Annotated in this window: 9 protein-coding genes and 1 pseudogene; 6 read left to right on the plus strand and 4 right to left on the minus strand. The window is 70.7% G+C overall.

Annotated elements, in window-relative coordinates:
• The coding region (locus ACN27G_RS36740; protein ID WP_421497635.1) for a hypothetical protein at positions 1-501 on the plus strand (501 nt) is incomplete at its 5' end.
• Positions 502-1,070: 569 nt separating this feature from the next.
• Here ACN27G_RS36740 and ACN27G_RS36745 read toward each other — a convergent pair.
• From ACN27G_RS36745 to ACN27G_RS36760, 4 genes are all read right to left on the minus strand, one after another.
• Entirely contained in the window at positions 1,071-1,250 is a 180-nt protein-coding gene (locus ACN27G_RS36745; protein WP_421490723.1) for a DUF6104 family protein, read from the minus strand.
• A 74-nt stretch (positions 1,251-1,324) separates the two neighbouring features.
• Positions 1,325-5,191: a multifunctional oxoglutarate decarboxylase/oxoglutarate dehydrogenase thiamine pyrophosphate-binding subunit/dihydrolipoyllysine-residue succinyltransferase subunit gene (locus ACN27G_RS36750; protein ID WP_421497182.1), complete on the minus strand. Its 3,867-nt coding sequence runs from the start codon at positions 5,189-5,191 to the stop codon at positions 1,325-1,327.
• Positions 5,192-5,490: 299 nt separating this feature from the next.
• Positions 5,491-6,321, minus strand: a complete 831-nt coding sequence (locus ACN27G_RS36755; RefSeq protein ID WP_421490724.1) for an ABC transporter permease — start codon at positions 6,319-6,321, stop codon at positions 5,491-5,493.
• Positions 6,318-7,256, minus strand: coding sequence for an ABC transporter ATP-binding protein (locus ACN27G_RS36760; RefSeq protein ID WP_421490725.1), 939 nt, complete (start codon positions 7,254-7,256; stop codon positions 6,318-6,320). Before ACN27G_RS36760 ends, ACN27G_RS36755 begins: the two co-directional genes overlap by 4 nt.
• Before the next feature lie 311 nt (positions 7,257-7,567).
• Here ACN27G_RS36760 and ACN27G_RS36765 point away from each other — a divergent pair, with 311 nt between their 5' ends.
• The 5 genes and pseudogenes from ACN27G_RS36765 to ACN27G_RS36785 all read left to right on the plus strand — a co-directional run.
• Complete coding sequence (locus tag ACN27G_RS36765; protein WP_421490726.1) at positions 7,568-8,383, plus strand: GNAT family N-acetyltransferase; 816 nt, start codon at positions 7,568-7,570, stop codon at positions 8,381-8,383.
• 140 nt (positions 8,384-8,523) lie between these two features.
• Positions 8,524-9,516 carry a lysophospholipid acyltransferase family protein gene (locus tag ACN27G_RS36770; protein WP_421497183.1) on the plus strand — a complete coding sequence of 331 codons (993 nt, stop codon included), beginning with the start codon at positions 8,524-8,526 and terminating at the stop codon, positions 9,514-9,516.
• A 219-nt stretch (positions 9,517-9,735) separates the two neighbouring features.
• Positions 9,736-10,524: a PadR family transcriptional regulator gene (locus ACN27G_RS36775; RefSeq protein WP_421490727.1), complete on the plus strand. Its 789-nt coding sequence runs from the start codon at positions 9,736-9,738 to the stop codon at positions 10,522-10,524.
• Between the two features lie 85 nt (positions 10,525-10,609).
• A complete protein-coding gene (locus tag ACN27G_RS36780) occupies positions 10,610-11,314 on the plus strand; it encodes a response regulator transcription factor (RefSeq protein WP_421490728.1) in 705 nt (234 codons plus the stop codon).
• Positions 11,311-11,746 (plus strand): annotated as a pseudogene (locus ACN27G_RS36785) (two-component sensor histidine kinase); the annotation flags it as partial. The gene ACN27G_RS36780 and the pseudogene ACN27G_RS36785, both read left to right, overlap by 4 nt.

Raw genomic sequence — 11,746 nt, forward strand, 5'->3', positions numbered from 1 at the left:
AGGTCGGCGCCGATCATTGCCGGCATCTGGATGGACGCGATCGAAGCGTTCGCGTTGGCGCAGGTCAAGGATAGAAGCGCGTTGAACAGGTTGGACAATGCCGAGGCCCGCCTCTCTCGCGCAGCGGCCGACGAACCTGTGTGGCCGTGGATCTTCCGCTTCGATGAACGAAAGCTGGCCGGATTTCGAGCGCAGGTCGCCGGCAGCCTGGGGCGGGTGGGGGTCGCAGAGAACGCACTGCGGATCGCGATCGACCCATATCAGGCGCCGAAGCCCCGTGCGGTGATGGATCTGCTCCGTGCCGACGTGCTCGTTCAATCGGGCAACGTGGATGAGGCATGCCGGGTCGCTACTGAGGCGTTCGACGTGGGAAAGACCTACGGCTCGGAGCGCGTCACCCGCGCCGTAGCCACATTCCGGAACAAGCTTGGCAAACGGCCTGGTCAGGCAGTTGCCGCCCTTGACGAACGCTTGTACTCCACATACAGGGAGGAACCTTGACGCGAGTGGCCGTAAGCGGTCATAGAGGGCTGTCATCCGACGTTGCGGAGCTGGTGGCCGGTGGGATTGACAGGTTGCTGGCGCAGCTTGCCCCTGCCGGTTCACCACTTATCGGAATGTCCTGCCTGGCGGACGGTGCGGACCAGATCTTCGCTACTGCTGTTCTCGGCCGAGGCGGAAGCCTTGAGGTAGTGGTCCCCGCCGAAGAATACCGTGACAGTCTTCCCGAGGCTGCGCGGTCCGGGTACGACGAACTGTTCGGTCGCGCGGGTGTCGTACACAGTTGTGTGCATCGCGCATCAACGGCCGAAGCGCACATGGACGCGAGTCGACTGATGGTCGATCGTGCCGACCATCTCGTGGCGGTGTGGGACGGCGAACCGGCGCGTGCATACGGCGGAACAGCAGACGTTGTGCAATATGCGCGAGAAAGAGGCGTTCCCGTTTTCGTGGTCTGGCCTACCGGGGCGTACCGCGACTGACGTGGCCCGGCCGGTGCGCGGGCGCCGGGTCCTCGGTGCGGAGCGTGTGGAGCGAGAACAGGCCCGCCGTTGCCGCTCAGCCGGCCGTCAGAGGTCGTCCTCGTCGTCCAGCCGGGAGAGCCAGGTGGCGAAGCGCTCCACCGGCGTCTCGAACTCCGGATTCAGGTCGACGAAGTCGCGCAGCCGCGCACCCAGCCACTCCAGGGTGACCGTCTCGGTGCCCCGGCGTTCGACAAGCTCCTCGATGCCTCGGTCGGTGAAGTACACAGCTTCCTCTCCAATGAAAGGAAGGGCCCCTTCATATCGCTTTCTGTATATGAAGGGGCCCTTCCTAACGCCTCTCAGGGGCGGGGCAGGGACGCCTCGATCAGCGCCGTCTGCTCGCCGTCGTGCGTCTTCGCCGAGCCGACCGCCGGGGCCGCCGCCGCCGGCCGGGAGATCCGGCGCAGCCGTACGCCTTCCAGGTGCTCCAGCAGGTTGAGCGCGACGAACGACCAGGCGCCCTGGTTTGCCGGCTCCTCCTGGACCCAGGCGACGTCCTCGGCGTTCGGGTACTGCGCGAGGGCGGCCCGGACCTCCTCCACCGGCAGCGGGTAGAGCTGCTCCATCCGGAGGATCGCGGTGTCGGTGATGCCGCGATCCCCGCGCGCCTGGAGCAGGTCGTAGTAGACCTTGCCGGAGCAGAGCAGCACCCGCTTGACCGACTCGGGCGCCGCCCCGGCGTTGTCGACCAGCACCGGCTGGAAGGTGCCGGTGGTGAAGTCTTCCACGCTGGAGACGCAGAGCTTGTGCCGGAGCAGCGACTTCGGGGTGAAGACCACCAGCGGCTTGCGCTTCGGCGAGAGCGCCTGCCGGCGCAGCAGGTGGAAGTAGTTCGCCGGGGTGCTCGGGATGGCGATCCGCATGTTGTCCTCGGCGCAGAGCTGGAGGAACCGCTCCGGCCGGCCGGAGGTGTGGTCCGGCCCCTGGCCCTCGTGCCCGTGCGGCAGCAGCAGGGTCAGCGCCGACTGCTGGGCCCACTTCACCTCGCCGGAGGAGATGAACTCGTCGACCACCGTCTGCGCGCCGTTGGCGAAGTCGCCGAACTGCGCCTCCCAGAGCACCAGCGCCTCGGGGTTCTCCACCGAGTAGCCGTACTCGAAGCCCATCGCCGCGTACTCGCTGAGCAGCGAGTCGTGCACGAAGAACCGGGCCCGGTCGCCGCCCAGGGTGCTCAGCGGGGCGTGCTCGGCGCCGGTCCGGGAGTCGACGATGACGGCGTGCCGCTGCACGAAGGTGCCGCGCCGGGAGTCCTGGCCGGCGAGCCGGACGGTCACGCCGTCCTGGAGCAGCGCCCCGAAGGCGATGATCTCGCCGAAGCCCCAGTCGATGTTGCCGGACTCGGCCATCCTGGCCCGCCGGTCCAGCAACTGCTGGATCCGCCTGTGCGGGCTGAAGCCGTCGGGCAGGTCGGTGTGCGCCGTACCGACCGCGCGGAGCGCGTCGACGGAGGTGGCGGTCTCCACCTCCGGCTCCGGCTCGGGCTGCCGTCGGGGCCGGCTCGCGGGGCGGGCCGACGAGGCGGCGTCGCGGGTGGCCTTGAAGACCCGCTCCAACTGGGACTGGAAGTCGCGCAGCAGCTCCTCGGCGTCCTCCAGGGTGATGTCGCCGCGCCCGATCAGCTCCTCGGTGTAGAGCTTCCGGACCGACCGCTTGGAGTCGATGATCTTGTACATCAAAGGGTTGGACATGGCCGGGTCGTCGCCCTCGTTGTGCCCGCGCCGCCGGTAGCAGACCATGTCGATCACGACGTCCTTGTTGAACGCCTGGCGGTATTCGAAGGCGAGCCGGGCCACCCGGACCACGGCCTCCGGGTCGTCGCCGTTGACGTGGAAGATCGGTGCCTGGATCATCCGGGCCACGTCGGTGCTGTAGAGGCTCGACCGCGAGTATTCCGGTGCGGTGGTGAAGCCGACCTGGTTGTTCACCACCACGTGCACGGTGCCGCCGGTGCGGTAGCCGCGCAACTGCGACAGGTTGAGCGTCTCGGCGACCACGCCCTGGCCGGCGAAGGCGGCGTCGCCGTGCACCGCCACCGGCAGCACGGTGTAGCCCTCCAGCTTGAGGTCGATCCGGTCCTGCTTGGCCCGGACGATCCCCTCCAGCACCGGGTCGACCGCCTCCAGGTGGGACGGGTTGGCGGTCACCGACACCTTGATCGAGTGCTCGCCGTCCGGCGTGGTGAACTTGCCGGCCTGGCCGAGGTGGTACTTGACGTCGCCGGAGCCCTGCGTCGAGCGCGGGTCGAGGTGTCCCTCGAACTCGGAGAAGATCTTCTCGTACGGCTTGCCGACGATGTTGGCCAGCACGTTGAGCCGGCCCCGGTGGGCCATCCCGATCACGACCTCGTCCAGGTCGTTCTCGGCGGCCGACTCCAGCACCTCGCCGAGGAGCGGGATCAACGACTCGCCGCCCTCCAGCGAGAAGCGCTTCTGGCCGACGTACTTGGTCTGTAGGAAGGTCTCGAACGCCTCGGCCGCGTTGAGCCGGTTGAGCACGTGCTTCTGCTCGTCCGGCGCCGGCTTGGTGTATTTCCGCTCGATCCGCTCCTGGATCCAGCGCCGCTCCTCCGGGTCCTGGATGTGCATGTACTCGATGCCGACCCGGCGGCAGTAGGAGTCCCGGAGCACTCCGAGGACCTCGCGCAGCTTCATCTTCTGCTTGCCGGCGAAGCCGCCGACCGGGAAGGTCCGGTCCAGGTCCCAGAGCGTGAGCCCGTGCTGGAGTACGTCGAGGTCCGGGTGCTTCCGGATCTTGAACTCCAGCGGGTCGGTGTCCGCCATCAGGTGCCCACGGACCCGGTAGGCGTGGACGATCTCGATCACCCGGGCGGTCTTGTTGATCTGCCCCTCGGAGCTGACCGCCACGTCCCGCATCCAGCGCACCGGCTCGTAGGGGATCCGCAGCGAGGTGAAGATCTGGTCGTAGAAGCCGTGCCCGCCGAGGACCAGCTCATGGATGGTCTTGAGGAACTCACCCGACTGCGCGCCCTGGATGATCCGGTGGTCATACGTGCTGGTCAGCGTGATGATCTTGCTGACGGCCAGCTCGGCGAGGGTCTCCTCGGACATCCCCTGGTACGGCGCCGGATACTCCATCGCGCCGACCCCGATGATCGTGCCCTGCCCGACCATCAGCCTCGGCTGCGAGTGCACCGTGCCGATCCCGCCCGGGTTGGTCAGCGAGATCGTCGTGCCGCCGTAGTCCTCCATGGTCAACTCGTTGCGCCGGGCCCGCCGGACGATGTCCTCGTACGCCTGCCAGAACTGCCGGAAGTCCATCTGCTCGCCGGCCTTGATGGACGGCACCACCAGGGTGCGGGAGCCGTCCGGCTTGGCCAGGTCGATCGCGATGCCGAGGTTGACGTGCTCCGGCCTGACCAGCGCCGGCCTGCCGTCGACCTCGGCGAAGGAGTTGTTCATCTCCGGGTGCTCGGCGAGCGCCTTGATCAGGGCCCAGCCGATCAGGTGGGTGAAGCTGACCTTGCCGCCGCGCCCCCGGGCCAGGTGGTTGTTGATGACGATGCGGTTGTCCACCAGCAGCTTGGCCGGGATCGCGCGCACGCTGGTCGCGGTCGGCACCGCCAGCGAGGCGTCCATGTTCTGCACGATCCGGGCGGCGACGCCGCGCAGCGGGGTGGTCTGCGGGCCGGCGGCAGCCGCGCCGTCCGGTGCGGCGGCGGCCTTCGACGTACCCGTGCCCTTCGGTGCGCCCGTACCCTTCGTCGTCGCGCCGGCCTTCGGCGTCTCGGCGGTCTTCGTCGTCTCGGCGGCCTTCGACGCGTCGGCGCTCTTCGGCGTCGCGGCGGTGGTCTTCGCGGCGGTCGTGGTCTTCGGGCTCGCGCTCGGCTTGGCCCCGGCGGAAGCCCTGCCGTCCGGCTTCGGCCGGGTCGTGGCGGTGGCCTCCGGCGTCGGGGTGCCAGACCTGGCCGGCGTGGCGTCGGCCTTCGCCGGGCGGGCGGGCGCCGGCTGCTCGGCGGTCGCGGCGGAGCCACCGGCACCGGTCACCGTGCTGTCACCGGCACCGCCGCCGTCCGGGCCGGCCTGCCCGGCGTTCGGTCGGTAGTCGGCGAAGAAGTCGTGCCATGCTGGATCGACGCTGGCGGGGTCGGCGAGGTAACGCTGGTACATTTCCTCGACGATCCACTCGTTGGGGCCGAACCCCGCCAGTGGATTGTCCTGCGAAGTCTGCTGGGTCGACACGGCCGGTAATCGCCTCTTTCACGCGGGTCGTATGTCACGCGGTCTCCTGCCACCCGGGCCGGGGGGCTGCGTCGAAAGACGCGTCCAAGGCTACGCCGTGCGGTAACCGACAGCATTGTCGCATCGGACCCGTGTCGTGTTTCACAGGTTTTGCGAGTTGTCGGCTGATCGGTAACAAGGAACCCGGCCGGGCCGGTAACGAGGAACCCGACCGGGATCGATGACCCCGGCCGGGTTCCGGTGAACTGTCTAGCCCTGCCCGAGGGTCAGGAGACGTCGCGCTTCCGCATGATCAGCGTGCCGATGGTGCCGGTCACCACCGCGTAGGCGATCATGACGGCGGCACCCGCCCAGCGGGGCGGGCTGCCCGGCAGGTCGGTGCCGGTGGCCATCAACTGGGAGGCCAGCGACGGCACGATCAACTGAAGGTTGTTGATCCAGTCGCCGAACCGGTCGGCCAGGATCGACAGCACGATGATCGCCCCGATGTAGCCGGCGAGGTAGACCAGCAGCGCCGTGACGGTGGCGCCGATCTGGCTGCGGATCAACACCCCGAACCCGATGCCGAAGACGGCCCAGAGCAGGTAGGCGAGCCCGTTGAGCCCGATCGCCTGCCACACCGCGCCGACGCCGAGCTGGCTCGACACGTCCAGGCTGCCCAGGATGAGTGGGGTGAACACCAGGTTGAGACCGGTGGTGACGACCCAGAAGAGCAGCCCCAGGATGCCGGCGGCGACCAGCTTCGCCAGCACCACGGCGGTCCGGTGCGGCGTGGTCAGGAACGTCGTGGTGGCGGTCTGGTGCTGGAACTCGTTGGTGACCACGAGCACACCGAGCAGCATCACGATCAGCACGCCGAAGAACTGGCCGTTGGTGTAGAGATTCGCCGCCACGTTGACGTGCTCCCCGGCCGCCTGGAACTGCGGGTTCTGCGCGTCCGCCTCGGGCACGCCGACGCCGGCCGGATCGAGCAGGGCCTGGGACTGGAAATAGTTGATCAGCAGGGTCAGCCCCCAGAGGGGCAGCGTGATCAGGGCAAAGACCCACCAGGTGTTCGTGGTGCGGATCTTCAGCAGCTCGGAGCGGACCAGGTTCATCGGATCCCCGCCTTTCCGGCCGTCAGCTCCAGGAAGACGCCCTCCAGGTCCGGGCGCTCGGTGGTCAGCTCGTGCAGCTCGACCTTTGCCGCCAGCGCGGCCCGGCCCACCGTCGGGGCGTCCGCCCCCTCGACCAGCAGCAGGCCGTCGTCACTCCGGGTCACCGTGGCGCCGTTGCCGGTCAGCGCGGCGGCCAGCTCGTCGCCCTGCGGGGTCCGGACCCGGACCCGGCCCGTCTGGGCCATCGAGCCGACCACCTCGTCGATGCGGCCCTGCCGGACCAGCTTGCCGGCAGCGATGATCACCACGTCGTCGGCGAGCAACTGCATCTCGGAGAGCAGGTGGCTGGAGACCAGCACCGTACGCCCCTCGGCGGCGAGCGCCTTGAGGAAGCCGCGCATCCAGCGGATGCCCTCCGGGTCGAGCCCGTTCGCCGGCTCGTCCAGGATCAGCACCCGGGGATCACCGAGCATGGCGGCGGCGATGCCGAGCCGCTGCCTCATCCCCAGCGAGTAGCCCTTGAACTTCCGCTTGGCGGCCGGGGTGAGCCCGACCAGGGCGAGCGCCTCGTCGGCCCGCTGCTTCGGCAGCCCGGCGGCGGCACAGGTCACCCGCAGGTGGTTGACCCCGGTGCGGCCCTTGTGCGCACTCGACGCCTCCAGCACCGCCCCGACGTGCCGGATCGGTTGCGACAGGTCCGCGTACCGGGCGCCGCCGATGGTCGCGCTGCCCGCCGTCGGCGTGACAAGGTTGAGCAGCATCCGCAGCGTGGTCGTCTTGCCGGCACCGTTCGGGCCCAGGAAGCCGGTGACCCGGCCCGGCTCGACGCTGAACGACAGGTTGTCGACCGCGCGGACATTGCGATAGACCTTCGTAAGACCGGAGACCACTATCTGGCCGCTTCCGGCTGTTGGGCTCAGTCGCCCGTCGGACATGTCTCTCCCTCCGTGAGGCGTCGCCGTGCCGGCCACGCCGTCACCCAGCGTCGACAATCTGAGCCGCGCGGTCAATCGGGATCATTGCGTACCCGGTCCTCATCCCTGGGCAGGAGCCCGTCCTCCTCGAGCACGAGCCGCGCGGTGTGCGGAGGAGGGGCGAAATTTACCAGCTCGGACGCCCCCTGCGGGGGAGGTCGCGATTCTTGCCCGCCGGCCGGGCGCCGCGACCACATCCCGTTCACCGTTTCGACACGCCACCGGCCGTCAGCCGACACGTCCAGGGCAGGCCGGGGGCCTACACAGAGACCATGGCCGTTCTGCTCACCGCCCCGGCACAAACCGGGACCAGCGGATACACCCTGCTGATCGCCGAGGGCGCATCGCAGGTAGCCGCCGCACAACGACTCCGGCACGCCGTGTTCGTCGACGAGTTCGGCGCAAACCTCCGCTCGCCGACCCCCGGACTCGATGTCGACGATCTCGACAGGTACTGCGAGCACCTCATCGTCCGGGAGGACCGGTCCGGGGCGGTGGTCGGCACGTACCGGATGCTCCTGCCGGACCGGGCGGCCCGCGCCGGCCGGCGGTACGCCGAGGGCGAGTTCGACCTCTCCCCGCTCGCGCCGCTCCGCGACGAGGTGGTCGAGATCGGCCGATCCTGCGTCGACCCGGCGCACCGGTCCGGCGCCGTGATCAACCTGATGTGGGCCGGTATCGCGCGTTACCTGCAACTGCGCGGCCTCCGCTGGCTCGCCGGCTGCGCCTCGGTGCCGCTGCACGACGGTGGCGCGACCGCGCTCGGGGTCTGGGCGGAGGTGCGGCGGCGTCACCTCTCGCCGCCGCCGATGCGGGTCCGGCCGCACCGACCCTGGCTCGCCGAGCCGGCCGCCGCGGCCGCGCTGGCCTCCGCCGAGGCGGCCGCCGCCACCGGCGCGGCTCCGGCCGCCACCGGCGGCCGGGTGGCGATGCCGCCGCTGCTCCGCGGCTATCTGCGGCTGGGCGCCTGGGTCTGCGGAGAGCCGGCGTACGACCCCGAGTTCGACGTGGCCGACCTCTACGTCCTGCTCTCGATGGACCGGATGCCCGACCGGTACCGCCGGCACTTCCTCGGCCCGGACCGATGAGCACCCGGATCGCGCCGGCCCCGACCCGACCGGACCCGAGCGCCGCCCCGACACCCGACCGACCGCAGCCCGGCCCCGGTCCTGCCTCTGCCGTTCCGGTCTCTGCCGTTCCGGTCTCTGCCGTTCCGGCCACTTCCGCTCTGGCCTCCTCCGGGACCGCGCGCCAGCGCAGGTCGCTGTGGCGGCCGCAGTCCACCTGCGGGCCGGCCTGCCTGCCGGCGCCGGGGGAGACGCCGAGGGTCTCCGGAGCGCGCCAACTGGTCCGGCTGGTGGCGCTCGTCGGTGCCCTGCTCTTCGGCGCGCTGTTGCTGCCGGTGCTTCCGGTCCTGTCCCGGGCCGGCCGGCAGGTCGCCGGGCGGAGGTGGGCCCGCATGGTGTTGCGGGCCGGCGGCATCCGCCTCGACGTGCGGGGTCGGCCGCCGCAGCGACGGGCGCTGCTGGTGGCCAACCACGTCTCCTGGCTGGACGTCCTCGCCATCCTCGCCGTCACCCCGGCCCGGTTGCTGGCCAAGCACGAGGTGCGCCGCTGGCCGCTGATCGGGCCGCTGGCGGCGCTCGGCGGGACGGTCTTCATCGACCGGACCCGGCCGCGGACGCTGCCGGAGACGGTGGCACAGGTGGCGGAGGTGCTCCGGGTCGACGGCGTGGTCGCGGTCTTCCCGGAGGGTACGACCTGGTGCGGCCTGCCCCGGCGGGCGATCGGTTGCGGCGGGGCGGTCCCGTTCCGCCCGGCGCTCTTCCAGGCCGCGATCGACGCGGCGGCACCGGTGGTGCCGGTACGCCTCACCTACCGCCTCGCGCCGGTCGGGTCGGCCGGGGCGCTCGCCACCGGCTCCGGGGCGGCCGGGGCGGGGGCCGGGGACACCACGGCACCGGCCTTCCTGGCCGAGGAGAGCCTCTACACCTCGGTACGCCGGACGCTGGCGCTGCGCGGCCTGGTGGTGACCCTCACGGTCGTCGACGAGCCGTGGGCCGACGGCACCGTGGACCGGCGCCGACTCGCCGCGGCGGCACAATCGGCGGTACGCGGCACCGCCGTACCCGCCGGTGCTGCCGGGGGACCCGCAGTGCCCGCCGGTGCCGCCGTCGCCGAGCCTCCGGGGGATACGGTGCCGCTGGAACTGGCGGCCTGAGCCCCGAGGTCGCTGCCCGCCGAAGGTCGACGTCGCTCCCCACCGAAGGCCGACGTCGCTCCCCGCCGAGCTGGCGACCTGGCGCCGCTGCTCGCTCTGCGGACGCGTGGGCGTTCTTTTCGGCAACGCGATGTATCGCGTTATCGTGGTGGGACGCACGTCCGCCGTCCGTGCCCGCGCCCTGCCGGCCGGATCGGCCAGCAACCGGAGCGAGGCGATATGACGACCGTGTTCGGCCACGGCCGGCTCCGGCTCTATCTGCTGAAGCTGCTCGACGGTGGGCCTCGGCACGGCTACGAGCTGATCCGGCTGCTCGAGGAGCGCTTTCTCGGGCTGTACGCGCCGAGCGCCGGCACGATCTATCCCCGCCTCGCCCGCCTGGAGGCCGAGGGGCTTGTCACACACGACGCGGTCGGCGGCCGGAAGGTCTACCGGATCACCGAGGAGGGTCGGGCCGAGCTGCTGCGGCGGGCCGACGAGCTGGCCAGGCTGGAGTTTGAGATCCGCGCCTCGGTCTCGGACCTGACGCGGCTGGCGGGTGCGATCCGGTCCGAGGTACGCGGCTCGGTCCGCGATCTCAAGCAGGAGCTGCGGGCCGCCCTCCGACAGACCCGCCGGGGCGCCGGGGCGTGGGATCCGGGCGCGACGCGCCAGGACGCGCCGACGGGTGCCGGCGCGGAAACCGGAGCGGGACCAGGGGCCGGCACGGGAACGGGCGGCGGCGCGGCAACGGCTGCCGGTCCGGCAACAGGCGGCGGAGCGGGAAGAGGTGCCGGTGCGGCCGGAGACTGTCCGCCGGGACCGCACGCCGAGGAGTGGGCGGCCGGCGACCGGGCGAACCGGGCACAGGGGGACGATCCCGGCGACGAGTTCGACCGGGAGCTGCTGGCCTTCGTCGCCGAGGTACGCGCGCTGGCCCGCAGCGGCCACTTCACGGAGAACCAGCTGCGTACGGCGGCCCGGGTGCTCAACGGGGCCCTGGACGGGCTGCGCCGGCTGCTGCGCTGACCGCGGGAACGGCACGGTGCCGACTCTCAGAAAACTTTCAGGGGTTGCTCAGCCGAGCCGCAGCGGAAACACGGATGATGGCCAGATGGCAGCGACAACCCAGTGCGAGGCCCGGCTACTCGTCGTGGAGGACGACCCGAACATCCTCGAGCTGCTCTCCGCCAGTCTGAGGTTCGCCGGCTTCGACGTGGCCACCGCCACCAGCGGGAGCGCGGCGGTCAGCGCGGCGAAGGAGCGGCGCCCCGACCTGGTCGTCCTCGACGTCATGCTGCCCGACCTCGACGGTTTCGAAGTGATCCGGCTGCTCCGGGAGGGTGGCACCCGTACCCCGGTGGTCTTCCTCACCGCCCGGGACGCGACCGACGACAAGATCCGCGGGTTGACCCTCGGCGGCGACGACTACGTCACCAAGCCGTTCAGCCTGGAGGAGCTGACCGCCCGGATCCGGGCGGTGCTGCGGCGGACCGCGACCGGTGAGCACGCCCCGTCCCGGCTCACCTTCGCCGACCTGGAGCTGGACGAGGAGACCCACGAGGTGCACCGGGCCGGCAAGCGGGTGCAGCTCTCGCCGACCGAGTTCAAGCTGCTGCGCTACCTGATGCTCAACGCCAACCGGGTGCTCTCCAAGGCGCAGATCCTGGACCACGTCTGGAACTACGACTTCCGGGGCGACGACAACATCGTGGAGTCCTACATCTCCTACCTACGGCGCAAGGTCGACACCACCCAGCCCCGGCTGATCCACACCCTGCGTGGGGTCGGCTACGTGCTCCGCAAGCCGGCGGCGTGAATGCCGCTCTGCCGCTGAAGGGGCGGCTGCGGGCCACCCCGCTGCGGATCAAGCTGGTCGCCGCCGTCCTCGTCCTGGTCGCCGCCGCGCTGGTGGTGATCAGCGTGATGACGGCCTTCTTCCTGCGCAGTTACCTGGTCGGCCGGATCGACGACCAGCTCCAGGACTTCACCCGCCAGTCGAACGGAGAGCTGTTCGACCGGCTCCAGCGCGACCCGGAGACCGGGCGGCCGACGCTGCCCACCGACTATCTGGTGGTGCTGGTCAGCCAGCGGGACCGCAACTACATCCCGCTCTACGACGATCATGCGCTGGACGTGCCGAACCTGCCCGGCACGCTCAGCGACGCCGCCTGGTACAACCGGCACGCCGACCGGAAGATCTTCACCGTCGCGTCGAGCGACCGGCAGTACCGCTGGCGGATGATGATCG

This window comes from Plantactinospora sp. WMMB334, from assembly GCF_049179095.1.
Classification (GTDB): domain Bacteria; phylum Actinomycetota; class Actinomycetes; order Mycobacteriales; family Micromonosporaceae; genus Plantactinospora.